The sequence below is a fragment of the Bacillus sp. ChL18 genome (assembly GCF_026241425.1).
GTDB lineage: Bacteria > Bacillota > Bacilli > Bacillales > Bacillaceae > Bacillus > Bacillus velezensis.
Genome location: NZ_JAPHWE010000003.1, coordinates 206,978 through 231,590, shown reverse-complemented (window position 1 = coordinate 231,590; position 24,613 = coordinate 206,978). Strand labels below are relative to the sequence as shown.

Sequence of the window (24,613 nt, the reverse complement as noted above, 5' to 3'; positions counted from 1 at the left end):
GCTACCTTTTCCCTCTTCACATGGATCGTATTCCCATTACAGTAAAAAACACAACAAAAGGCAGCATTTCGTTACAAATGCTGCCTTTCTCTGATCTATTTATCCAGGCCGAGTTTTTTCAGCTGTTCTGCCAGCGCGTTGTTCATCGGCTCCTCTTTGTTTTGGCTTTTCATATAAGAGTTGATGTCCCGCTTGGATGCGCGTCCGGATTTATCTTTCGCCTTGCGCTTTTCAAAGACGGACAGTTTCTCCCGGTGGCCGCATACACATGCGAAGGTTTGGCCTTCACCCTGGCCGCGAAGCTCCATTTTCTTATGACAGTTCGGACAGCGGGCGTTTGTTTTTCTTGCCAGCGTTTTCCGGCTGCCGCACTCACGATCCTGACATACGAGCATCGTGCCGCGTTTGCCGTTGACTTTAAGCATCATTTTGCCGCAATCAGGGCAGGCGGTGCCTGAAATGTTGTCATGTCTGAAAGTTTGGCTGCTGTTTTTGATTTCCTTCACCGTTTTGCCCGCATATGTTTTCATGTCTTTAATGAACACGGCGGATTTCAGTTTGCCCGCTGCGATGGCGGAGAGCTTTTGCTCCCACTCAGCGGTTAAGGCCGGTGATTTTAAATCTTCCGGGACGAGCTGTAAGAGCTGCTTCCCTTTTGACGTGATGAAAATATCTTTTTCTTTTTTCTCGATTAAGAAACTGTTGAACAGTTTTTCTATGATATCAGCGCGGGTGGCGACTGTTCCGAGTCCGCCGGTTTCACCCAATGTTTTCACAAGGTTCTTCTCTTCTCCCTGCATAAAGGCGCTTGGGTTCTCCATTGCGGATAACAGCGTGCCTTCATTAAAGCGCGCCGGCGGTTTCGTCTGTCCGCTCGTTTCTTTCAATGATGAGACAGTGAGGCGCTGACCCTGCTGAAGATCCGGGAGCGTCTGGTCTTTGTCTTCCTCATGATCGTCGTCATCCTCGTACATATCATACACGGCTTTCCAGCCAGGCGATTGAACCGTTTTCCCTTTTGCGGTAAATGTTTCGCCGCCGATATCGGCTGTGACCTTTGTTTCTTCGTATTCGAACGCCGGCATTAACACGGCGAGAAAACGTTTGGCGATCAGATCGTAAAGCTTTCGTTCTTTGTCGCTGAGGCTTGAAAGGATCAGCGGCTCCTCTGTCGGAATAATGGCATGGTGATCCGATACTTTCGCATCATTGACGAATCCTTTATGCGCTTTGACGCCCCGCTTCAGTATTTGATTGACGTATTGCGCGTACGGCTTAACTTCCATGCCGTTTAAACGGTCTTTTAAAGTCGGCACGATGTCTGCGGAAAGGAATCTGGAATCTGTCCGCGGGTAAGTGACAAGCTTATGCTGTTCATACAGCTTTTGAAGCACGGACAGCGTTTCTTTTGCGGAGAAACCGAAGCGCTTATGAGCGTCCCGCTGCAATTCCGTCAAGTCGTAAAGACCGGGTGCGAAGCTTTTCTTCGCCGTTTTTTTCAATTCTGAAATGACTGCCGGCTTTCCTTGCAGGTCTTTTGCCAAACGGCCGGTCACCGTCTGATCGAATGTTCTAGTCTGCTTTGTTTTTTTATCCTGCCATGTCAGCGTCATCTGATCAGCCGCCGCGCGGAGACCGTAATAAGGAACGGGTTTGAACGCCTGAATGTCCGCTTCACGCTTGGCGATCATCGCCAGTGTCGGAGTCTGGACGCGTCCGCATGACAGCTGCGCGTTAAATTTTGTCGTCAGCGCGCGAGTCGCGTTGATGCCGACGATCCAATCCGCTTCCGCTCTGGCAACGGCGGAATGATACAGGTTTTCGTACTCTTTGCCGTTGCGGAGCTTTTGAAATCCTTCTTTAATCGCCTTATCCGTCACAGAGGAAATCCACAGCCGCTTAATCGGTTTGCGGACGTTTGCCTTTTCGATAATCCAGCGGGCCACTAGTTCCCCTTCCCGTCCTGCGTCTGTAGCGATTACGATCTGGCTGACGTCTTTTCGGACAAGCTGAGCTTTGACCGCATTGAACTGTTTTCCTGTTTTTTTAATGACGACGAGCTTCAAAGGCTCCGGAATAATCGGCAGATCCTCAAGCCGCCATGATTGAAATTCTTTGCCGTATCCTTCAGGGTCAGCGAGCGTTACCAGATGCCCGAGCGCCCATGTGACGATGTAGCGGTCGCCTTCAAGATATCCGTTTCCTTTTTTATGACACTTCAGCACGCGGGCCAAGTCCCGGCCGACTGAAGGTTTTTCAGCTAATACAACTGTTTTTGACATGCTTTTCACTTCTCTTTCTTTCACAATCATCCTGTTATTATAACAGACTTCCTCACGCTCTCTCTAATCGAGGACGTTTTTTGTGTCAATTTCTGAGAAAATGACGTGGGTCACGGTTTGGGCATACGGAGAGGTGCGGTTGATGAAGTGTTCGATCGTTTCCAGGCTGTCCGCGTTCATCTTCAGCATATAACACGCCGCCCCGGCGACCCGAAAACAAAATTCAATGTTGGGAATGGATTGAATGTAGGTTTTGAATTGATCGTATTTTCCGTTTTTCACCGTCGCTTCGACAATGCAGGAGACGGGAAGTCCGATCTTTTTTTGATCAATGTCCAATGTATAGCGCTTAATAACGCCGAAAGATTCAAGCTGTCTGACACGTTCTGTGACGGACGGGGCTGACAATTTGATTTTTCTGCCAAGCTCCCGCATGGACAGGCGGCTGTCCCGCTGCAGCTCTTTAATGATGCTCAGATCAACATTATCTAGTTTCATGACTGTAGTCCTTCCTTACCCTTTTGGCTATATTATCAAGAGAAATCCGAAAAATGACAAGAACAACAGGCTGAATTAATAAAGGTTTTTTAGGAACTGACGCGAAATGGTCATATTAGGACTGCCCTTTGCTTATAGTATAGAGGAAAAAAGATGTCCGACAGGAGGGAGCTGTATGTTACACACGCCGATCGGCAGACTTCGCACGATGGGGTTTATTGAAGGAATGTCGCTTTTGGTGCTGCTGTTTATCGCGATGCCGCTGAAGTATTGGGCTCATCATCCGCTCGCCGTCACCATTGCCGGTTCCATTCACGGCGGTTTGTTTATCATTTATCTGGCGGTGCTGGCGTATGCGGCGTTTACTGTCAAATGGCATGTGAAATGGTCAGCCGCCGGTTTTATCGCGGCCTTTATTCCGTTCGGTAATTTTATTTATGACCGCGGCCTTAGAAATTATCAATAAAAAAGCTCCTCTGCAGAAGAGGAGCTTTTTTATTGCGTTACATCCATTTCGTCACCCAGGCGATATAATAAGCGCCGGGGATGAACACGAGCTGGGCGAGAAGCGTGCCCGCCACCCTTGATGTCACCATCGTCAATGATGTCCATTTTAAGGAGACGTAGCTGCGCTTGCCCTTCGCCACATCGTCTGCCAGTACGGATACTTTCGGGTCAACAAATACAGCCAACAGCATAGTCGCAACTCCGTTGATTAAACCTGATGCCATCACGGCCGTCGTGCTGTGCTCAGGCGCCAAAAGGCCGGCGTACAGAGCGGACAGAACACCGATCGTGTAAATAGACGTAATGACCATATTAATGACAAACAAGCGTTTCGGGATCATTCGGAATTGAAGCCCTTTTAAATAGGAGACTGACGGCCGTCTGATATAAGAACGCGCATGCTTCAGCCCGTTCAGTGAAAATCCTTTTTTAAATACCTGCATGACGGAGCCTCCTCCGTCCGCCAAGTGTATAATCGCCCGGGTGAATAACGCGACGAATGTCGGCAAAAGACAGATACCGAGTATCGTTCCGACCGTGGAGCCGAATATTAAAAATCGAAACTGGGCGCCCACAAGAGACAGGGCGTTTGATCCGGCGGCATCAATCAGATGTCCGGTAAACGGCTGCTGAACCATGTTTGACATGCGCGACACGATGACCATGACATTAAATAATGACAGCGCGGACGCGATAAATCCGACTCTCGCGCCGGAAAGCCGTGTTGCATAGGCAAGCGTTTCAATCGAATGTATCAGCAGCAGAAAACAGAAGATAAACAGTACTTGTGAAGTAATAACGTGCAATGTATGATTCCTCCAAATCTTTTCTACTGATTAGACTCTGCAGACTGCGGCGAGGTTTCGGCCTGTTACATAAAAAAACCGCCCGGATGCCCGGTGCGGTTTTGTCTTATTCTTTTCTTACGCAAATAAATAATATATGTTGCCCGCCTTAGCCCGCGGGTGATTCGTATAAACAGTTCCGACAGAATCATTCTTCGAAAGTAAACACCATGGAAGTTCTTGAACACAAGACAACGAAAGCCCTACCTCTCAATCGTCACTGCGGCTCCGAAGCCGCGCCGGTGTGAATTGTAAAACAAAAAGTCTTTTTTCCATCTCTTCGTTAGGGGCGAATGTCAGAAGGAAAAGAATAAGCTCAGCTTTTTTTCAAGCTGTCCGTTGAAGCCTGAAGCTTCTATATCAAAACAGAAAAAAGAAGTTTACTTTCTTTTTTATTTGCATGTTGTCACTTAACAATTAATTATAACAGATTGCCCCTGAATAATCAAATGATTTATTAAAGTTCCAGCTCGGCCGGCGTTTTTTCACCCGCGTTCATGAGCTTGATCTGCTTCGGTTCAATTTCAAGAATCACCAGATTCGGATCATCTTTTCCGTCAAACCAGCGTTCCAGTTTCGGATCCCACAGCTTTTCTTTTAAATCGGCTGAGTTGTTCAGTTTGGCGGTTCCGGCCACTTCCACATAAGCGTCACCGAATCCTTCACAGTCATACCCTAACAAGATATGAACATTCGGATTGTTTTCAATTTCTTCCGCTTTATGAGTGTCTTTGCTCGTCGGCGTGTAAATCGTTAAGCCGTCATGGAAAAATGTCATGTAGCGTGAATGCGGTTTGCCTTGCTCTACCGTCGCAAGCGAACCGACTTTATGATGATCCAGTACTTCAAGCACTTTTTCTTTGATTTCATTTTGATTCATGAAGAATCACTCCTTTTTAACGTCTCCGCTGTTACTTTTCCACATTGGGGAGACATTTAAACCAAGAAATGTGCTCTTCTGCCGATCTTCGCTCCATTCCCGCTTCAGCATGCTGTAGGTCACCGTGTCATGATAGGCGCCCTGTACGAAAATGCCTTCTCTCGTCAGTCCTTCTTTCTGAAATCCGAGCCGTTCTGCCACCGCCCTGCTTTTCGTGTTTTTTTCAGCCGCGCTGATCATGATGCGGTTCAGGCCGAGATCCTGAAATGCATGGGTGATGACCGCCCGGCAGCTTGCGGTGATAATGCCGAATCCTTCATGCTCTCGATCCAGCCAGTAGCCGATTTCGGCTTTTTGATTGACTGGATCGGCATTATGGATGCTGATCATGCCGCAAAACCGGCCCTTCACAAAAATTCCGGCGTCAAACCCATTCTCTTCCGCGTATTTATAGCGCCATTCAGGGATGATCACATCTCGGTACGTATCAATATCAGCCAGTTCTTCCGCCCAGCTGAGCCATTCGCTGAGATGGTTTTGATTTCGCTTCATAACAGAATACAATTCGTCCGTATCTTCTTTGGCAAGCAATCTGATCGTCAGATGTTCCCGGATTTGACAGGAAAACACGACCACACCTTCTTTCCTTTATTAGCCATTATACAGGTAAATTCATTTTTTTCCATACAAAAAAAGATGAGGCGTGCAGCCTCATCCTTAAATGCGCGGGTCGGTGAAAACATCGTGATCATCCGTGCTTGTCGATGACATTTCCGTAATGACCGCCCCTTCTTCTCCCGCTTGAAACCAATGCTTCGTATCCGGCGGAATGGTGTATTGTCCGCCCGGCTCAAGCACAATCTCATGCCAGACGGTGTAGTATTCCTTGTCTTCTTCCGGCGGGAGGACGCTTGGGTTCTCTGTCTTTTCACCTTCCACGTAGAGGTACACCTTCCCCCAGCGGCAGCGGAATGTCTCTTGTTTTCCCTTCTCGCCGCCGACCGGCGGATGGCGGTGTTCCGGACACGTCTGGCCCGGGAAGAGCACCAATTCTTTCGAACAGTAGCGGTCTGTATTCACGTAAATAAACAGCTGAAGCCCGGTTTCCTCAAGCTTGTCTAAGCCGTAATCCATGATTTGAATGTCTTCGACTTCATCATCAGTCAGAACGATTCCCGCTTTTTGATAGTATGCATTCACGTCATGTTTCGATATCGTCATGCTTCAGCCCCCTTATGTGGTCACAAATTTGCCGCCGTTGACATGCAGCGTCTGCCCGGTCATATAAGATGATTCATCTGAGGCCAAGAGCACATAGCAGCCGACATGTTCAACAGGCTGGCCTGCCCGGCCCATCGGCGTAGTCTGACCGAAGGAAGCGACTGTTTCTTCTGAGAATGTCGCCGGAATAAGCGGTGTCCAGATCGGCCCCGGCGCCACGGCGTTGACACGAATACCGTCGTTGACGAGCGCTTGCGCCATGGATCTCGTAAAACCGTTAATCGCGCCTTTCGTAGCCGTGTAGTCAATCAGCTGCGGATTGCCTGTGTAAGGATTAATGGATGTCGTATTGATGATCGCGCTGCCCGGCTTCATGTAATCAATCGCTTTTTTAGTCAAATAAAATTGTGAGTAAAAGTTTGTCTTAAAGGTTCTGTGAAGCTGCTCGCTTGTGATGTCTTTAATGCTTTCTTTCGGATGCTGTTCCGCGGCGTTATTCACGAGAATATCAAGACGCCCGAATTCTTCAACCGTTTTTTCAACGGCTTCATTACAAAAGTCTTCCTCACCGACATCGCCGGGGATTAACAGACATTTTACGCCTTCTTCTTCCACTCGTTTTTTTGTATCTTTCGCATCATCGTGTTCATCAAAATAGACGATCGCGACATTTGCGCCTTCCTTCGCGTAAGCAACCGCTACGGCGCGTCCGATACCGCTGTCGCCCCCTGTGATAAGTGCGGTTTTTCCTTTTAATTTATCAGCGCCTTTATATTCTTTGTATTCGTAAACAGGCGCCGGATTCATTTCGCTCTCAATGCCCGGCTGGCGGTTTTGTGATTCCGCCGGGAATTCCTTCGGATAGTTTTCCATGTCAAGTTCCTCCTTCTTGTTCGATCTCATATTTCTTGTCTACCTCGGCTGTCTTTTGGATAAACATGAATGAGACAGTTCAAAACGTTTTCGGAGAAAAATGTTTCACATGGAACGCAAGAAAAAAACCCGGCTGGCAGCCGGGTTTTTATTTTCTATTATGAACGTACCGCTTGTTTGCGGAGCACGTCTTTTCTCACTTTTCCAAGGTTGTTTTTCGGAAGTTCGCTGACGAACTCAATTTCCGGAATTTTAAAGGCGGCAAGACGTTCTTGAAGGAATCGGGTCACTTCTTCTTCTGTCAGGCCTTCTCTGCCGTTTGTCACGATGAACGCTTTCGGCTTTTCGCCGTAGAGCGGATCAGGGATACCGACAACCGCCGTTTCGAGAATGCCCGGCACTTGCTGAATGACCTCTTCAATCTGGTCGGGATAAATATTGTCCCCGCCGTAGATGATGACATCTTTATAACGTCCGGTGATAAAGATAAATCCGTCTTCATCCACATAGCCGGAATCGCCGGTATGGAACCAGCCGTCTTTCAGCACTTTTCGTGTCGCTTCTTCGTTACCTTCATAGCCTTTGAATAAAAACGGACTTCTCACAGCGACTTCTCCGATTGAGCCTTGCGGAAGGACTTCGCCTGTTTCCGGATCTACAACGCGGACGTCCACTTCTTCCATCGGTTTACCCGCGGAAGCGGCTTTATCCATTCCCATTTGCGGATTCCAAGAGCTGATGCCCCACGCTTCCGTGCTTCCGTATCCGTGCATGAGCGGGATGCCGATGTCGAGATACTGCTGGATCAGACTGCTTGGCACCTTTGTGCCTCCCGTCATCATATAAACGATAGAAGACATGTCAGTCTGATGCGTTTCCCATGCTTTCAGCAGGTATGTGTAATAGACAGGCAGCGCCATCACGGTTTGAATTTTCTCTTTTTCGATGAGCTTCAGGTTTTCCACAGGGTCCTGATTGTCTGTCATAATGAATGTCGTTCCGCTCATCGTGCCGACCATCTGGCAGATAATCGCGCTCGTATGGTAATTCGGATGGCATGCTAAGAAGCGGACATGCTGCATTCTCCCCGTGTATGCCAATGTCGCGTTTACGTAGTTGTATATGCCGCCGTGAGTGATCATGCAGCGTTTCGGATTGCCGGTTGTGCCTGAGGTAAACATCAGCAATGCCGTATCGTTTTCAGACACCGTTTCGACATCCGGTGTATCACCGGAGCCTGTCAATAAAGCGTCAAACTCAGGCGTTGTCTCCGCAGCTGTTCCTGTTACGACCTTCAGTTTAAGAGAAGATGCAAGCGCAGGAAGCACTTCTTCCATGATCTCTTTAAATTCAGTGCTGTAAAAAACAGCTTTCGGTTCACAGGCTGCTAAAATGCCTTTCATTTCGTAAGGTGTTAATTGCCAGCTGACCGGCACAACCACCGCGCCGATTTCGAGTGCCGCAAACATGACAATGGATGCCGCGTGGCCGTTTTTGCAAAGCATCGCCACTCTGTCGCCTTTTTTTATTCCTTTATCAAGAAGCGCTTGTGCAAGCTGGTTGATTCGTTTTCGATATTCCGCGTAGGTCAGGGTATACGCACCGCTTTTTACAGCTTCGATCTCTTCGCTATTTGAAATGTCATGCAGAATCAGATGCTGTAATGTCTCCATATTTTCATCTCCCATAATGATAAATCACAAAAAAACTCTGTCAGATTTTCTTTCTCACGCAACCCATTTTAAACCAAAAAATATAACTTGTAAAACTATTTTGTTTTAGAACTATTCCATCAGTGAATGATACAATAGTCCCGTGTTTTTAGTTTCTTCCCTTCCCCTTACCCTCATACATGCACAAAAAAACACACCCCACATGAGGTGTGCGCTTCCTGTTTACCGCTGTCCTTTCTCCTGAATGAAATGATAAAACAGCTTGTTTAAACGTTTGTATAAATCGGCCTCATCCTCCGTCTGGAAGGCTTTTATACTGTCTTCAGACTCGATAATGGCCGAGCTGACCGCACTTAGTATTTCCGACCCTTCAGCGGGCATATCAGCCGGCGCCATCATCACCAAAGCGCGGTCGACGGTCAGGGAATTTCCGTCCATGCCTTTGACACTGCATGGAGCTGTCAAATCATAAATTTTGAAAAAAGGCGTGACAATTTCTTCATTTTTGAGATGGTACAGGGCCATCACCGTTCCCGGAATGCCGAGTCCGCCCTGTCGTTCACGCTCAGCAAGGCGCTGTGCGGTTTTTTGGGCATTATGAACCAATCCTTCTTGTTCCAGCATGTCAAACATACGGTTCAAAAACAGCTCATACGCCGTGTTTGAATCAATGGATTTGACCGAAAAGTTCCGCAGCACGCTTTGGATAACCGCCGCGTAATGCGCCATACGGCCGGCCGCTTCCAGCATATCAGGCGTCTCCGGCTGCTTCTCTTCTCTTTTACCGTTTCTTTTTTTGTCAAGAATCAGCGGAATTTTTCTTTTGATGTACTGCTTGACCTGATCAGCGTCTTCTTCGTTTAAAAGCGGACTGACCATGACGTAATCAATGTTTTCATACGGGATCGGAACGGTGGATACGATCATGTCATACGCGGTGATGTCTCGATCCTTCAGTTCGATGAGGGAAGACATATCAAAGGAACGGATTTCCGGAAGCTCTTTTTTCAGCCTGGATGCGAGCATTTTGGACGACCCGATGCCGCTAGAACAGACGATCAGCGCTTTGATCTTCGCTTCTTCCCGTTTGATTTCCAGAGCGGAGCCGAAGTGAAGAACAATGAAAGCGATCTCATCATCAGAGAAAAGAAGCCCCGGAAAGAATTTTTCCATTCCTTCTTCTACGGCCATGTACAGCAGAAAGTAGTCGCGTTTAATTTGCTCGGTCATCGGGTTGTACATGTCGATATTTTCTTTTACCCGGTTGATCGCAGGCTCCAGATGGGCGATTAAACCGTCGTATAAAGAACCGTTTTCCGTCAGATCAATTTTAATTTTTTCAGAAATGAAGCCGATCAGCTGCTTCGTTTGCAAGGCCGTTTCAACCTCTATGTCTTCCGGTTTGAATTCCGTTTTGTATTTGCGGTTGGCGCTCCGCAAATGAATGGTGATATAACCGATCTCAGCTTCCGGAATTGAAACGCCGAACGCTTTTTCAAGCTCTTTTGCCATTTCCAGCGCAGAGCCGTACTCCCTCGTCTGCTGCAGCGCTTTTAGTTCCGAAGCCTCCATCGTGATGGTTTCTCCGAGCCTGATCCGGTCCATCGCAAAGGTTAAATGAACCGCAAGCGCCATGTATGAGCTGTCAGATAAGGCGATCGCGATTTTTTCCTTGAGCTGAATTAAGAGCCGGTCCATTTTCAAAAGTTCCGCTTTATTTACGACGCCGAACATTTTTTCAGCATCGTCCGGTTTTCCTTTAATATTCAATTCAACCGCTTCCAAAAAGCTTTGAATATCAAGGCGGTTGACGATGAGATTGCCGACGATTTTCCGTTTCGCATTTTCCGGCCCCGTCAGCTGAATGCCGAAGCCCCTTTTTCGGATCAGCGTCAAGCCGAAGGGCGCAATCCAAGTCTCCAGCTCATCCAGGTCATAGCTGATCGTCGCGTTTGTCACTTGCAGTTCGTTCGCCAGACTGTAGAGCTTGATCGGCTCTTGAGACTCTAATAGTGAACATAGAATTAAAAGTTTCCGCTCCTCAGCGCTGTATTCATGCTGTTCATAGGACAGGTCTGACAGGAGTTTTTGTTTGTCCTCCGGGTTTCCTACCGCTTTCAGTCCTTTGCCGGGCTGTTTATCAAGTGCCAGACCGAATGATTCCATCATCGGTTTGATTGTTTTCAACTCGCGGTGAACGGTTCTTGTGCTGACTTGTAAAGCTTCCGCCAGTTCATGCACTGTCTCGTACCGGTTCTGCAGTAATAGATGTTTCATTAATTTTTGTTCTCTCGCTGTCATATACATGAAACGCGCCTCCAGATTTTCTAGTTGTGAGAAGTATGGCATATGGGGAGTGCTGCCGGGGAAAGTGGTGTAAGTTATAATATAAAACGCTTTCAATGATTATTCAACCATTTTCAAATGGCAATTTGGCACTGGGCCGTGTGACAGTATTGAAAAAGAAAAATGTGTCAGATAATATGCCATGACGCTTGTTACTCTTGATCCGCACGGCTATACTTCAAAGTGACCTTACTTGTTTTTAGACATTGCACACCACATAAACAAACGCCCGGAAGATAGCTTCCGGGCGTTTGTTCTGTTTATGGAATATCGCAGCCTTGGACACCGGTATAAATCCGGAACCACTGATCATGGCTGAGTTTGTACGCGGAGGCACGCACCGCGGCGGAAATGCGGTTCTTTTTTCCGCTGCCGACAATCGGCATGATGTCCGCCGGGTGGGTGAACAGCCATGCGTACATGACTTCGTCAATGGAAGCGGCGCCGATTTCTTCCTGTACGGAACGAAGCGCGGCACGGATACGGACGTCCTTATCTGATTGTCCGGTAAAGACGCTCCCGCCCGCAAGCGGTGACCACGCCATCGGCGGAATGCGTTTTTCCTGACAGAAATCCAGCGTGCCGTCATGAATATTTTCCAGCTCGTACGCCGAGATTTCAATTTGGTTTGTGATGAGCGGATCATCCAAATAGGATTCGAGCATTCTGTACTGGTGCGCTTTAAAGTTCGACACCCCGAAATATCTGACCTTTCCCGAGCTTTTCAGCGCATGAAACGCTTCAGCCACAGCCTCCGGGTCCATAAGCGGGTCCGGTCTGTGAATGAGCAGCACGTCCAGATAATCCGTATTCAGATTCAAAAGCGACTGCTCCGCCGACGCTAAAATGTGAGACTTCGATGTATTATAATGATGCGATTTGTTTCCGGGCCGTTCCGGTGATTCAATGACAATCCCGCATTTTGTGACGATTTCGATTCGCTCCCTTATTGAAGGCGAAAGGGACAAAGCGCCGCCGAACAGCTTTTCACACGTATAACCGCCGTATATATCGGCATGGTCGAAGGTGGTGATGCCTTGGCTGATGCACCATTCAATCAGATTCAGCAGCTCTCCGTCTGAAACATTCCATTCGTTCAGACGCCAAAGCCCGTGTATCACTCTTGAAAATTCCAGGTCTTCAGCCAATTGAATGCGCTGCATGTGAAATCCCCCTTTTTCTTAGAGCCTCTTGTATCTCTGTTTTCAGGAATTGCCCATGCTGTTTCATTCTGCTTCGGCGGCCGATTTTCCTTTCAGCCCGCAAAAATCGTCATTTAATGATTCTGAAACTGCTTTTTCGCTTTTTCAACGACGTAATGGCTTCCGCCGCGTTTTTTGACGTCTTGAATCATCATCGCGATCAAAAGGTCTTTCTTTTTATAATCGTAACCGACAAACCAGCCGTTTTCTTTGCCGTCTTTATCTTCTTTAGACGTTTTCAGCTCGGCTGTACCGGTTTTTCCGGCTACGGTAATGCCGCTTACGGCCGGCTGATATGCAGAGCCGCGCGGATCTTCAACGACGCCTCTCAGCCCTTTCGTGATTTCTTCGGCATTGGCTTTCGATACCACTTGCTTATGCCAGATTTGCGGTGTTTTTTCTCCGTCTTTGATCAATGTCGGTTTGACGAGATTTCCGTCTGTTACAAATGCGGTATAGTCAGCCGCTAAGTGCAGCGGAGACATCATCATCTGCCCCTGGCCGTAGCCCGTATCTCCGAGAAGGATCTCGGAATCAAGCTTGCCGTTAGCGATTGAAGACTTTTCAATCGGAAATTGGTACGGAATCTCTTCATCAAAGCCAAATGTTTTTAATCCTTTTGTAAACGCGTCCGCTCCGGCATCTATGGCATTTTGCGCAAAGTAGATGTTGTCCGATGTGATCAGCGCGTTTTCGAGATCCACTTCATTCAGGCGCTCTGATACGCGTGTGACATGGTAACCGCCCCAGCTTGAATCTTTCTGCCACTCTTTTCCGGTGATTTTTTTCTTTTCTGACGCTTTCAATGTGCCGTTTGTCAGGCCGACTGCCGCGGCAATCGGTTTAATCGTTGATCCCGGCGCATAGAGTTTGTTGAATTTCGCTGAAAACGGATTGTTTTTATCTTCATTCAGCTTTTTCCACTCTTTGCCGCTCCAGCCGAAAATAAAGCCGTTCGGGTCATAAGACGGTGCGCTGACGAGCGCGAGTGTCTCTCCCGTTTGCGGTTCGAGGGCGACTGCCGCTCCGCTGTCATCTTTCATAGAATCATACAGCTTCGTCTGCGTTTTCATGTCAATCGTTACATGAATATCCTGCCCGCTTTCGGCTTTCTTTTCAGCAATGACCTCACCTGTTTGCGGGACGTAAATTTTCCAGCCGGCCGTGCCGCGCAGCTTGTCTTCATATACATTCTCAAGGCCGGCGATGCCGATTTTGGAAGTATCGCTGTATTGGCCGTCTTTCGCTTTTTTCAGCTGCTCTGCTGTGATGGTTTTAATATAGCCGGTCAGATGGGCCGCTTTTTCACCGTACGGATAGTAGCGGGAGCTGACCTTCGTTTTCGTCACGCCGTCTAATGCGAGCAGGCTTTTGACCTTGCTTTCATCATCCGGTCTGATTTTTTGAATCGGGACATAGGAGTCGTCTTTTACCCAGCCCTGGTTCAGTTTGCTTTTGATATCGTCTTCAGAAAGGTCCAGTTTTTCAGACAGTTTTTTGATCACGCTGTCTTTATCCTTGCCGAGTTTTCCAGGGATAATGCCGATTTCCGGCACCTCGGTATTCACGGCGAGACCTTTTCCGTCTTTGTCGTAAATTTGTCCGCGCTTCGGTTCTTCATTTGCGATCTGCACGGTTTTGTCATCGGAAAGCTGTTTGAAAATAAAAGAAGGATTCCAGTCAATGTTCCATGATTCTCCATCGTCTGTTTTTTCTTTTTTCAGGACGGCCGTGTTTTCAAAAGCGACCTTACCTGCTTTTGTATCCATGCTGACTTTATAATCGATGTGCTGGAGGTCATCTTTTTTCTTGTCGTCTTCGTCCTGTTTTTCGGCAGTGACTTTCAGATTTTTGACCCCTGCTTGTTCATAAATGGTTTCATATCGTTTTACAAAATCCTTTTTGGATAGTTTTTTCTTTTCATCCTGGGTGAGGCTTTGGTACATCTTATCGTAATGACCGCCGTTCCAGTCTTTTACGAAATCTTTCATTCTGTCTTCGGCCGATTCCGTTTTCGAGCAGCCGATCAAACCTATGATTCCTGCGAGTAAAAGTAATAGGTATAACCCTTTTTTCACTGTCTATTCCCCTGCCTTCCAACTGTTATTTTCTCCTAAACCAAATCAGGCTGGCAAGAATTTTTTTCTCATAGTGTTTAAAATTTTTTTGTTTTTCCTGCCGTCACGGGCCATATTCTTATACAATGTATCTATTAAAAAAAGGGGGAATTTCAGATGATCAGAGAAGCAGCCATGCTTTATGTAAAAGAAGGTCTTGAGGGAGAATTCGAAGAGGCATTCCGCCGGGCGGAGCCGATTATCGCGGGTATGAAAGGTTATCTGTCCCATTCCTTGTCCAAATGTATGGAAAAGACGCATAAATATTTGCTGCTTGTGGAATGGGAGACATTGGAAGATCATACAAAAGGCTTTCGCGGATCGCCGGAATATCAGGAATGGAAAGCCTTACTGCACCGTTTTTATTCACCATTTCCCATTGTGGAGCATTTTCAGGATCTATCAGACTCAGATCGCGTGAAGCGTAAAACCGATTAAGGAGATTGACCATACAAAAACGGCGGTATAGATATTGAATTTCCCGGAGCCGTCGTTTTCTTTCCGTTTTTCCTCCAGCCCCTGAATGAACATGACCGCACCGAGAAACACGAGCATAACCGGCTGTATGACAGAGGTATGTTCCGCATACGTAAATGCGGCGGCCGCAAGTATAATAATCAGCATCGCGAGTGACAGTTTTAAGGCGCGCAGCAAAGCAATCCATCCTTTCTGTTATCATTTTTTGAACACAATTCTATTTCTGTCTTTATCCCCCATTATTCTAGCGTATTTTTTGCGCGGATAGAACGAAAGTCGGACAATTTTAAGTTTGTTTTAAGGAGCACGAAAAGCGCGCTCCCGATGAAAAGGAGCGCGCGGTTATGAGCGGGCGAGGCTTCCGTATCCGAGCCCCCGCAGGACGCATGCCATGACTTCATATCCCTTGCTGTTGGGGTGTATGCGGTCATGAGAGAGATATTCATTCATTTTTCCTTTGAAAGCGCTGTGGACGTCGGCGATTTTGACGTGCGGCGCCGATGCGAGTGTGCTGAGGTGCGCATTATAAGAGGATATCCATTTTTCTGCAATGGAGATGCCCGGGAAAGGATTGTATAAATTAAAGACGCGGATCTCATAAGGAGACGGGTGCGGCCCTTTTAAGGCAGCGATCTTGGCTATCATCTTTTCAAAGTTCTCATGGCAGTGACTGGACACGCTGGTGAACACCGAAGCGTCCGATGTTTGCTGATATGCCTGAACCGAATCGATCAAATCGTTGCCGCAGCCTGTAATCGTAATCATATCAGCAGCCTGAATCCGCCTCTGAATGTACGGCAAGGACATAAGCCCGAGAATTTCTCCCGTCTCAAGGCCTGATTTGGCAAAGATGGATACGTCGGTTCTTGTCTGTAAATCTTCTGCCATCATACGCCCGAACCGCTGGACAAAACCGGCGGAAAACGGCCCGGATCCCCTTCCCGTCGTCAAAGAATCCCCCAGCGCCGTATAAACAAGTCCCATTTACTTTCCTCCACTCGTTACTATCGATATTGTAATGTACGCGAGTGAAGAAAAATTGGCTCGGTCAATAACCCAATTTCTCAGAAATATGCTGTGCGGCGTTTTTGACCTTTTCGGTTAAATACGGCAGCCTGTCCTCTGAAAACCGGGCTTCGAAGCCGGCGATGCTGATTCCGGCAGCCACCTTACCTTCGTGATTGAAAATCGGCGCTCCGATCGCCGCCGTGTAATCCTCTAATTCCGAATAGCTGATCGTATAACCTGATTGTAAGGATCTTTCAATAGATTGAAGCAGTTCAGCCCGATCCGTCATCGTGCCTGAGGCGATAGCGGCAAGCTTTGTCTTCTGAATGTATGTGTCGATCTCCTCTTTTGGCAGAAACGATAGAATGCTTCTGGCGCACGCTCCCGCGTACAGCGGCGACCGGCGGCCGATTGCCGTATACAGGCGGACGGTTTGGGCGCCTTCAATTTTTTCGACGTAAATGGCTTCATCCCCGTCCCTCATGATCAGCTGAACGGCCTCATCCACTTCGCCGCACAGCTCTTCCATAATCGGTTTGGCTATTTTCCTGATATCCAGACGTTCAGAGACGAGCTGGCCGAATTGTAAAAAGATCAGACCAAGCTGATAACGGCCGTCCGCCGCCCGGGTGAGAAACCCCGTTTCCTCCAGTGAGCTTGCCATCCGGTGAACCGAGGTCTTCGGCATCTCCGATAGAGAAACCAGTTCATTTAAGCTCAGGCTCGGTTCAGTGAGAAACAAATGAAGCAGTTCCATTGATTTGATGACGGTTTTGTTTTTGTTTTCCATGGTCTTTAGCCCCTTTGTCAGATCAGCCATTCCATTTTGAGCCTTGCTTTCAGCTCCTTCAGCTGCTGTTCCTTCTCCAAAAGCAGCATTTCCGCTTCCTCCAGCGAAACGGCCCGGAACGTGATGTGTTCCCCCGGCATCGTTTGGGCGACGAGAGGAAGATCGGCGGATATGATATGCGCCATCCGCGGATAGCCCCCCGTCGTCTGTCTGTCAGCCAGCAGAATAATCGGATTGCCGTCCGGAGGCACCTGCACCGTTCCGAACGTTACGGCCTCAGATACCATCTCCAGCGGCTCCCGCAATTCAAGCGGAGCGCCCTTCAGCCGGTAGCCCATTCGGTCGGATTGAGGCGTGACCGTATATGACTCTTGATAAAAACACAATTTTGCTTCTTCTGTAAAAGCGTGAAATTGAGCGCCTTCAAGCACTCGTATGACCGGATTTTTTTTCAGCGGCAGAAACCCTCTGCTGCTGACAGACCAATCAGGCGCTGAGAAACCATGCTGTCCGAAAGAATCGCTCAGACGGTACGCGATTGATTCCGAACATGGCGTCATACGGCCGAGCGGCAGCTCATCATCTTTTTGCAGCGCTCTTCCGCAAAAGCCGCCGATCCCCGCTCTGACATACGTGCTTTTGCTTTCCATGACGGCGGGCACGTCAAATCCCCCCGCGACGGCGAGATATGCGCGGCTCCCCATCTTGCACGGCCCGAATGAGACGACGCTGTTTTCCTTTATCAAAACCGGTTTCCACAGAGGAGCGGGCTCCCCATTAATATGAAGGGCAAAATCAGCTCCCGTGACGGCAATAACCGCAGGTTCTGAAAATTCAAAGGAAGGCCCGGGCCCCATGAGCGTAATTTCCAGTCCCGCCTCTTTTTCTTGATTTCCGGCAAGAAGATTGGCGATGCGCAGAGAGATCGTATCCATTGCGCCGCTTCCCAGCACACCGTATTTCTGATACCCCGTGCGTCCCGTGTCCTGAACCGTCGTCAAGAGACCGGGCTTTACCACTTTCATACTCATTCGGCTCCCTCCTTGATGCGGCTGTACTCCTCTGCCGTGATCCGGACGAATTTCACCGTATCGCCCGCTCTCAAAAGACTCGGCGGATGTTCTTCCGGCCTGAAAAGCCGGAGCGGGGTGCTGCCGATCAGCTGCCAGCCGCCGGGAGTGGATATCGGATACACACCGGTCTGCATTCCCGCGATTCCTACTGAACCGGCCGGGATGGACGGCCTTGGCGACGCCTTTCTCGGCGCTCTGATCCGCTCAGACATTCCTCCTAAAAACGGAAATCCCGGCGCAAATCCGAGCATATAAACGAGATATTCGCCTTCAGTATGAATACGGATGACGTCTTCCGGGGTCAGATCGTTCATCTCAGCGACCTCTTCTAAATCGGGACCGAAATCACCGCCGTAGCAAACGGGGATTTCCATCACCCGGCGCTCTTCTTTGCGGTCGGTCATTATATGGCTGAGACGTTCTGTCACTTCTTTCTTGACAAGGGCAAAAGGAGAGACGCCTTTTTTTATGTTTGAGACGGCATACATATCATAAAAGATCGTTAAGCTTGTGAATGCCGGAATACATTCAACGAAGCCCGGGAACGGCCGTTCTTCCATACAGGCTGCCGCCGCATGCACCCGGCTGTTGACCTCTTCGCTGATGTGCCCGCCAAAGCGGATGATAACGGCGGAATCACCGTACGGCTTTATATCAAGCGCTGTATTTCCGCTATACTGCATCATTGTCATCACCTCGTTGTATTCTTTCTCACTTACAGGACAGCAAGCGATTCATTTCGTATATCGGTGATCAGCATGTGCCCCGGTGAATGTGTTATCACAATATCAGGCTTTGCTTCCATGATCACCGCCTGGGGTGTAACGCCGCAGGCCCAGAATACGGGAACTTCACCTTCCCGCACTGTTACGGCATCTCCGAAATCCGGCTGTTGCAAATCGCTGATACCGATGCTTTGCGGATTTCCGATGCGGACGGGGGCGCCGTGCACGGCGGGAAAACGTGACGTGACCTGCGCCGCGCGGACTGCAAGCTTTTCCGGAATCGGTCTCATGCTGACGACCATCTTTCCCGAAAACGGGCCGGCGGGAACACAGTCAATATTTGTTTTATACATGGGAACGTTCACGCCTTCATCAATATGCCTGATTGGAATGTGCTGATTAATAAGGGCTTGCTCGAATGAAAAACTGCAGCCGATCAAAAACCCGACATAATCACCCCTCCAATACGGCGTAATATCCGTTACCTCTTCAGTAAGCACGCCATGCCGATAAATCCTGTATTTCGGAAAGTCCGTCCGGATATCAGCTCCCTGCGCAGCTATTGCCGGAACGGGTGAACCCGCATCCGTCACGTCAAGCACCGGACAAGGCTTTTGATTGCGCTGGCAGAATAAGAGAAAATCAAAGGCAAGATCCTTTTGCAAAACGACGAGATTGGCTTGTGCGTAAGAAGCGGCCATCCCCGCCGTCGGCCCGGTCATCTGCCCTTTCCTGATCAGCTGTCTGACTTCTTCGGGGCTCATGTCACTCATATGTTTTTTCATATCATCAGCTCCATAGCTGCGGCATTTGCGTGAATAATGTATAGATGCCCATAACCGCCATGACAACTACTACGATCGCCCCTGCAATCGTGAGCCAGATCGGATGCTTGTAATCGCCGACGATTTTTTTCTTATAAGCGCCCAACAGAATCATCGCTAATGCAAGCGGCAGGATTAAGCCGTTAAGCGAACCGACCGCGACCAGAATTTTGGCAGGCTGGCCGATCGTGACAAAAATAAGAGTGGATACGATGATAAAACCGATAATTACGCCATGTGAGTGCTTTTCGATTTTTGTTGAAAATGATTTAAAAAATGATACCGATGTATAGGCGGCGCCGATGACAGACGTGATAGCGGCAGACCACATGATGACGCCGAAAATTTTATAGCCTACATTTCCCGCCGCAAGCCGGAATACAGAAGCCGCCGGATTATCAGGATCAATGCTCAGGCCCTTTGAGACGACGCCGAGCACGGCGAGAAACAGGGCAATCCGCATAACCGATGTAATCAGAACGCCTGTGATGGAGCTTTTCGTAACCTGAGGGATGACTTCTTTCCCTTGGATGCCTGAATCAAGCAAACGGTGACCGCCGGCAAATGTAATGTATCCGCCGACCGTGCCGCCGACAAGCGTCACGATCGCCAGCACACTGATATGATCAGGCATAAAAGTTTTCACAACGGCGTGTCCGACCGGCGGAGCCGTCGTTACGGCAACATACACCGTCAATACGATCATGACGATTCCGGCGATCTGCATAAAACGGTCCATGACTTTTCCGGCTTCCTTTATGACAAAAATCAGAATCGCAACCGCAGCGCTGATTAAAGCGCCGATCTCCGGTTTGATTCCGAATAATACTTGAAGACCGAGACCCGCGCCGCCGATGTTTCCGATATTAAACGCAAGCCCGCCGAGCACGACCAAAAAAGCAATGGCATAACCGGCGCCCGGAAGCACCATATTGGCAATCTCTTGGCCGCGCTTTCCGGAAACCGCGATAATCCGCCATACATTGGTTTGCACGAAAATGTCCAAAATAATAGAAATTAAAATGATAAAGCCGAAGCTTGCCGCCAATGTATTGGTAAACGTGGCCGTTTGCGTCAGAAAGCCGGGCCCGATTGATGATGTCGCCATCAAAAATGTCGCGCCTAAAAGAATCGACCATTTGCCGGAAGCCTTTCCGGCTGTTTTTTTCTTTTGCTCCATGCTGTCTTCCTCCCTCTGCTGCTCAGTCTTTTGCAAGCGCGCTGATTTGAATGTCTGCCGCTTTTAATTCTTTTTTGATTGTTTTTGCGAATGTGAGGGCGTGGGCTCCGTCTCCGTGAATGCAGACCGTGTCCGCTTTCAGGCTTACAGCTTGTCCCTTACGTGATGTCACCGTGCTGTCTTTCACCATTTGAATCACTTGACCGACCGCTTTTTTGTCATCCTGAATCAGCGCATCCGGCTCTGAACGCGGCGTCAGTGTGCCGTCTTCCTGATAGGTGCGGTCCGCAAACACTTCGCTTGCCGTCCTCAGTCCGATTCGATCTCCCGCTTTAATCAGCTCGCTTCCGGAAAGCCCGAAAAGAATAAGCCCGGGATCAAAATGACAGACCGCCTGAGCGATGGCTGCTGACAGGCCGGGATTGACGGCGGCCATATTATATAAAGCGCCGTGCGGCTTCACATGCTGCATCTCGACACCTTCTGCTTTTAAAAACCCTGACAGCGCGCCGATTTGGTACAGCGTCAGATCATACGCTTCCTCGGGTGTAATCGCGATCTGCCGCCGCCCGAATCCCTGCAGATCGAACAGCCCGGGATGAGCGCCGATTTTCACGCCTTTTTCCGCCGCAAGCGCAACCGTTTTACGCATCACGCTAGGATCACCCGCATGAAAGCCGCAGGCGATGTTTGCAGATGTCACATAATCCAAAATCTCTTCATCCAGTCCGATTTTATAAGCACCGAAACTCTCTCCTAAATCACAATTGATGTCAATCTGAAACATAAGATCCCTCCTGTATTGTAAACGTTTTATATTATTATCATTCCGCTATTCGGAATGACTATTCCGAATTGTTGAATTTCTCTTCATTATATTTAATTCTGACAGGTTTGAACATCCTTTTGTCAGAAAACCTACCATGGACCTAGTCATAAATCTGACAAACAAAAAAAGAGAGCCTCATACTGAGACTCTCTCTTTTTTCTATTATAACACCCAGTGGCGGATCGCTTTGGCGACCCCGTTTTCCGTGTTGACATCAGTCACCCAGTCAGCTGTTTCTTTCACAATGTCCTGCGCATTCCCCATGGCGACGCCGACACCCGCTTTTTCAATCATGGCAATGTCATTCAGACTGTCACCCATGGCCATCACATTTTCCATCGTGAAGCCGAGTTTTTCCGATACCTTCGCCAGCGCAGCCGCTTTGTTGATACCGAGGGCATTGACTTCGATGTTGATCGGACTGGAGTTTGTGATCTCGAGCTCCTTGTATTCCTTGAGCTCTTTCAGCACCTCATTCCGCACTTCGTCATCCTCGATTTCGAATCCGAACTTGAGCCACTGATGATCCGTAATCGTTTCCGGGAATTCCCCTCTCCACACTCTATCGACGGTAGAGGCCCAGAAATTCGTGTTGTGCTTATTCCTCAGATCCCATAATTTTTGAATATGATCGGTATGAAGAAGCTTGCGCTCAACCAGCTCAAAGTTGGAATCCCAGATTTCGCTGCCGTTTGCCGTGATTAAAAAGGATGACAGCTCGAGAGACTCAGCCAGTTCGCGGCAGGTCATCAGCGTGCGTCCTGTGCTGATGACGACGTGAATTCCCTTCGCCTCCGCTTCCTTGATCGCCCGCCGGTTTTCCTCCGGGATGAGCTGCTCGTCATTGAGCAGGGTTCCGTCCATATCAATCGCGATCAGTTTAATATCTGCGTCTTCTCTTTGTATCGGCATATATGTACCTCACTTTTTATAATGTAGTCGTCTCTATTTTAATACATATGACCCACAGGAACAAAAAACCGCTTCCTGCGTTTGGCGGGGAGAACGTTGAGGAAAAGAAATATTGAGGTGATGGAGGATGAAAGAAAGAAAACAAAAGAACAAACCGAATGAAAATCCTGAACATCATGATTTAACCGATCCGATTCCGCTGGAAGAGCTGAAGGAAAACGCTAATGACGAAAAACACAAACATGACCAAAGGGACAATTCACAAAGTGAAAGAGATTATGATACAAAATAACACGCTTGTCCGAAAGCCGCCGCTGGAGGCGGCTTTTTTTACGATGGCTGGATAAATATGCTGAGCTCAGCTTCCGCCACAGGCTTCCCGGCAACGGACGCTTTCGCCCGGCCGAACACAAAACCGCGCCTGATTCGCGTGACCTCAAACAAAAGATCCAGACGGTCTCCCGGCAAAGCGGCACCTAACCTTTCCGCTTTCTTCACCGCGGATAAGAGACCGAGGCCGTCACCGCCGGTAATTCCCGCGCAAGCCGCCGTTTGGGCCATTGCTTCAACGACGAGCGAAAATGGCATCTCTCTTTGGGATTCAGTTATAAACCAGTCATTTTCACTGATATTTTTGTAAGCAGCCGCCCATTTTCCGGCTTCACTGTTCGTCGTGCCGTCAATTAAAAGAAACGGATAACGATGTGGCAATAGCTTCTGATTCATCACGCAGCCTCCCTTCCCTCTCATTATAACGCAAGAAAAAACCCGCGTCCCCCGACGCGGGTTCATTTTTATTGATTGAGCTTTTTGAGCACGATGCCGTGCAGCGGTTCATGCGGCTGAATACCGCAAATGTCTTGAAGAACGCCGCTCGTGCCTTTTTCCGCGATAAGCTTTTGCAGCTCAACCGCTTCCGGATCATCCTGATAGTCAAAGCGCAGGGCGGCGGCGATGCCTTCTGCCAGCGCGTTCGGTTCTTTTATTTTTTTGGCCGGCCCTACTAATCTATCATTCGCTCCGAGTTTTCTGAGCGGTGATCTGGCGACTCTTGTCACATCATCCGTGATGTATTCATTTTCAAAGCGGCTGATGATTTTTTTCATGTACTGCTCGTGTTCGGCTTGCTTAAAGCCGTACGCTTTCACCAAGTACTCGCCCGTTTCTGAAAGTGCATCGTACACGACACGCCGGATTTCCGGATGGCCGATGGCCTCTTTGACGGTTTTTAATCCGCGCTGATAGCCGACGTACGCCGTAACGGCATGACCGGTATTGACGGTAAACAGTTTCCGTTCAATGAACGGCGTAAGGTCATCCGTAAATAACGCGCCTTCCAGTACCGGCTGGCCGCCGGCAAAGCCGGTTCTGTCTATGACCCATTCAAAAAACGGTTCTACGGATACTTTCAGCGGACCTTCATGGTGCTGAATCGGCACGATCCGATCCACCGCAGAATCCGGGAAGCCGACCGTCCGGTTCACGAGTTCCCGTTCCGCTTCCGTCAAATGTCCGAAAACTTCTTTTTTCAGAAAACTGCTGCCTCCGATCATATTTTCACAGGCAATGATATTGAGAGGCTCAGAGGACGTTCTGCGCTTCAGCCCTTCCGCGATGGACGGGGCGATGAGTCTGAGAACGTTCGGGCCCACCGCCGTCGTAATGATCGCCGCTTCATTGATCAGCCCGTACAGTTCTTGTTCTTGCACCGCGCTGTTGATGGCTGAAACGGGGCCGATGATTTCGGTCTGCCGGCCGCCGTCGGCAAGCTCCACGGTATATTCCTTCTTTTCATTGAGAAGGCTGACCATCGTTTCATTCACATCAGCGAAAACTACCTCATAGCCGGAATGATGGAGCAGGGCGCCGATAAAGCCCCGCCCGATGTTTCCCGCTCCGAAATGAAGGGCAATCATGTCAGTTCACCTCGCTGAAAATAGCGGCCAGTTCTTCTTCCGTCTTTGCACTGATCAGCCGTTCGATGTTTTCTTCCTCTGAGCAGATGATGGCGATGTTTGACAGGATGTCTAAGTGTTCATTGTTTTTTCCGGCGATACCGAAAACGACCTTTGCCGTATTGCCTTCACCGTATTCCACACCGTCCGGAATCTGGATGACGGAAATGCCTGAATGAAGCACCTCATCCTTCGCATCTTCCGTGCCGTGCGGGATCGCGATGAAATTCCCCATAAACGTGGATGATGTTTCTTCACGTTCGAACATTTTTTCCACATAGCCGTTCTTCACGTAGCCGTTATCGATCAATGTCTGTCCCGCGAGGCGGATGGCATCCTCTTTTGAGTTCACCGTCTGGTTCAGTTTGATGTTCGCTTTAGCCAATACTTCCATGA

The 24,613-nt window shown here is 48.8% G+C and carries 26 protein-coding genes; 3 read left to right on the top strand and 23 right to left on the bottom strand.

What is annotated here, in order from left to right; all coding sequences use genetic code 11:
• Window positions 1-95: 95 nt before the first annotated feature.
• Entirely contained in the window at window positions 96-2,282 is a 2,187-nt protein-coding gene (locus OQ477_RS17555) for a DNA topoisomerase III (RefSeq protein ID WP_029326219.1), read from the bottom strand.
• Window positions 2,283-2,345: 63 nt separating this feature from the next.
• Complete coding sequence (locus OQ477_RS17550) at window positions 2,346-2,780, bottom strand: Lrp/AsnC family transcriptional regulator (protein ID WP_007410180.1); 435 nt, start codon at window positions 2,778-2,780, stop codon at window positions 2,346-2,348.
• A gap of 175 nt (window positions 2,781-2,955) precedes the next feature.
• Between OQ477_RS17550 and OQ477_RS17545 the strand changes: the two genes are divergently transcribed.
• The gene (locus OQ477_RS17545) at window positions 2,956-3,246 is read left to right on the top strand and encodes a DUF3817 domain-containing protein (protein ID WP_003156265.1); all 291 of its coding nucleotides are present in this window, start codon (window positions 2,956-2,958) and stop codon (window positions 3,244-3,246) included.
• Window positions 3,247-3,283: 37 nt separating this feature from the next.
• Here the strand turns inward: OQ477_RS17545 and OQ477_RS17540 are convergent, their stop codons facing one another.
• The 9 genes from OQ477_RS17540 to OQ477_RS17500 all read right to left on the bottom strand — a co-directional run bounded on the left by OQ477_RS17540 (window position 3,284) and on the right by OQ477_RS17500 (window position 14,405).
• Window positions 3,284-4,093: a lipid II flippase Amj family protein gene (locus OQ477_RS17540; RefSeq protein WP_007609475.1), complete on the bottom strand. Its 810-nt coding sequence runs from the start codon at window positions 4,091-4,093 to the stop codon at window positions 3,284-3,286.
• Window positions 4,094-4,589: 496 nt separating this feature from the next.
• Window positions 4,590-5,012: a pyridoxamine 5'-phosphate oxidase family protein gene (locus OQ477_RS17535; RefSeq protein ID WP_003156270.1), complete on the bottom strand. Its 423-nt coding sequence runs from the start codon at window positions 5,010-5,012 to the stop codon at window positions 4,590-4,592.
• A 6-nt stretch (window positions 5,013-5,018) separates the two neighbouring features.
• Entirely contained in the window at window positions 5,019-5,642 is a 624-nt protein-coding gene (locus OQ477_RS17530) for a GNAT family N-acetyltransferase (protein ID WP_022552606.1), read from the bottom strand.
• Window positions 5,643-5,729: 87 nt separating this feature from the next.
• Window positions 5,730-6,233, bottom strand: coding sequence for a D-lyxose/D-mannose family sugar isomerase (locus tag OQ477_RS17525; protein ID WP_021495101.1), 504 nt, complete (start codon window positions 6,231-6,233; stop codon window positions 5,730-5,732).
• Window positions 6,234-6,245: 12 nt separating this feature from the next.
• A complete protein-coding gene (locus OQ477_RS17520) occupies window positions 6,246-7,106 on the bottom strand; it encodes an SDR family oxidoreductase (RefSeq protein ID WP_021495102.1) in 861 nt (286 codons plus the stop codon).
• 158 nt (window positions 7,107-7,264) lie between these two features.
• Window positions 7,265-8,779: a class I adenylate-forming enzyme family protein gene (locus OQ477_RS17515; RefSeq protein WP_265973373.1), complete on the bottom strand. Its 1,515-nt coding sequence runs from the start codon at window positions 8,777-8,779 to the stop codon at window positions 7,265-7,267.
• A 222-nt stretch (window positions 8,780-9,001) separates the two neighbouring features.
• Window positions 9,002-11,086 (bottom strand): BglG family transcription antiterminator, encoded by a 2,085-nt coding sequence (locus OQ477_RS17510; RefSeq protein ID WP_265973372.1) that lies wholly within the window; start codon window positions 11,084-11,086, stop codon window positions 9,002-9,004.
• A gap of 299 nt (window positions 11,087-11,385) precedes the next feature.
• Window positions 11,386-12,288: an aldo/keto reductase gene (locus OQ477_RS17505; RefSeq protein ID WP_021495104.1), complete on the bottom strand. Its 903-nt coding sequence runs from the start codon at window positions 12,286-12,288 to the stop codon at window positions 11,386-11,388.
• A gap of 113 nt (window positions 12,289-12,401) precedes the next feature.
• A complete protein-coding gene (locus tag OQ477_RS17500; RefSeq protein ID WP_045206795.1) occupies window positions 12,402-14,405 on the bottom strand; it encodes a penicillin-binding transpeptidase domain-containing protein in 2,004 nt (667 codons plus the stop codon).
• 156 nt (window positions 14,406-14,561) lie between these two features.
• Between OQ477_RS17500 and OQ477_RS17495 the strand changes: the two genes are divergently transcribed.
• Window positions 14,562-14,882, top strand: a complete 321-nt coding sequence (locus OQ477_RS17495; protein ID WP_265973371.1) for an antibiotic biosynthesis monooxygenase family protein — start codon at window positions 14,562-14,564, stop codon at window positions 14,880-14,882.
• On the opposite strand, the gene OQ477_RS17490 is transcribed toward OQ477_RS17495, so the two are convergent.
• The 9 genes from OQ477_RS17490 to OQ477_RS17450 all read right to left on the bottom strand — a co-directional run bounded on the left by OQ477_RS17490 (window position 14,853) and on the right by OQ477_RS17450 (window position 22,262).
• Entirely contained in the window at window positions 14,853-15,068 is a 216-nt protein-coding gene (locus OQ477_RS17490; protein WP_369719110.1) for a YczI family protein, read from the bottom strand. The two genes, OQ477_RS17495 and OQ477_RS17490, sit on opposite strands and share 30 nt — an antisense overlap.
• 195 nt (window positions 15,069-15,263) lie before the next feature.
• On the bottom strand, window positions 15,264-15,905 hold the full coding sequence (locus OQ477_RS17485) for a GDSL-type esterase/lipase family protein (RefSeq protein ID WP_174738521.1): 642 nt from the start codon (window positions 15,903-15,905) through the stop codon (window positions 15,264-15,266).
• 64 nt (window positions 15,906-15,969) lie between these two features.
• Complete coding sequence (locus tag OQ477_RS17480) at window positions 15,970-16,719, bottom strand: IclR family transcriptional regulator (protein WP_265973370.1); 750 nt, start codon at window positions 16,717-16,719, stop codon at window positions 15,970-15,972.
• A gap of 17 nt (window positions 16,720-16,736) precedes the next feature.
• The gene (locus tag OQ477_RS17475; protein WP_265973443.1) at window positions 16,737-17,744 is read right to left on the bottom strand and encodes a biotin-dependent carboxyltransferase family protein; all 1,008 of its coding nucleotides are present in this window, start codon (window positions 17,742-17,744) and stop codon (window positions 16,737-16,739) included.
• 2 nt (window positions 17,745-17,746) lie between these two features.
• Window positions 17,747-18,478, bottom strand: coding sequence for a 5-oxoprolinase subunit PxpB (pxpB, locus tag OQ477_RS17470; RefSeq protein ID WP_061581770.1), 732 nt, complete (start codon window positions 18,476-18,478; stop codon window positions 17,747-17,749).
• A 29-nt stretch (window positions 18,479-18,507) separates the two neighbouring features.
• Window positions 18,508-19,302, bottom strand: a complete 795-nt coding sequence (locus OQ477_RS17465; protein WP_265973369.1) for a putative hydro-lyase — start codon at window positions 19,300-19,302, stop codon at window positions 18,508-18,510.
• Window positions 19,303-19,306: 4 nt separating this feature from the next.
• Window positions 19,307-20,521 (bottom strand): NRAMP family divalent metal transporter, encoded by a 1,215-nt coding sequence (locus OQ477_RS17460; protein WP_061581768.1) that lies wholly within the window; start codon window positions 20,519-20,521, stop codon window positions 19,307-19,309.
• A gap of 22 nt (window positions 20,522-20,543) precedes the next feature.
• Window positions 20,544-21,308 carry a 5-oxoprolinase subunit PxpA gene (locus tag OQ477_RS17455; protein WP_265973368.1) on the bottom strand — a complete coding sequence of 255 codons (765 nt, stop codon included), beginning with the start codon at window positions 21,306-21,308 and terminating at the stop codon, window positions 20,544-20,546.
• Window positions 21,309-21,512: 204 nt separating this feature from the next.
• The gene (locus OQ477_RS17450) at window positions 21,513-22,262 is read right to left on the bottom strand and encodes a Cof-type HAD-IIB family hydrolase (RefSeq protein WP_003156292.1); all 750 of its coding nucleotides are present in this window, start codon (window positions 22,260-22,262) and stop codon (window positions 21,513-21,515) included.
• 127 nt (window positions 22,263-22,389) lie between these two features.
• Here OQ477_RS17450 and OQ477_RS17445 point away from each other — a divergent pair, with 127 nt between their 5' ends.
• Window positions 22,390-22,554, top strand: a complete 165-nt coding sequence (locus tag OQ477_RS17445) for a hypothetical protein (protein ID WP_003156294.1) — start codon at window positions 22,390-22,392, stop codon at window positions 22,552-22,554.
• 38 nt (window positions 22,555-22,592) lie between these two features.
• Here the strand turns inward: OQ477_RS17445 and OQ477_RS17440 are convergent, their stop codons facing one another.
• The 3 genes from OQ477_RS17440 to OQ477_RS17430 form a co-directional block, all read right to left on the bottom strand.
• Window positions 22,593-22,988, bottom strand: a complete 396-nt coding sequence (locus tag OQ477_RS17440; RefSeq protein ID WP_007609441.1) for a 3-hydroxyacyl-ACP dehydratase FabZ family protein — start codon at window positions 22,986-22,988, stop codon at window positions 22,593-22,595.
• Window positions 22,989-23,056: 68 nt separating this feature from the next.
• Entirely contained in the window at window positions 23,057-24,178 is a 1,122-nt protein-coding gene (locus OQ477_RS17435; protein WP_265973367.1) for a mannitol-1-phosphate 5-dehydrogenase, read from the bottom strand.
• A gap of 1 nt (window position 24,179) precedes the next feature.
• Complete coding sequence (locus tag OQ477_RS17430; RefSeq protein WP_012116817.1) at window positions 24,180-24,611, bottom strand: PTS sugar transporter subunit IIA; 432 nt, start codon at window positions 24,609-24,611, stop codon at window positions 24,180-24,182.
• Between the last annotated feature and the right edge of the window lie 2 nt (window positions 24,612-24,613).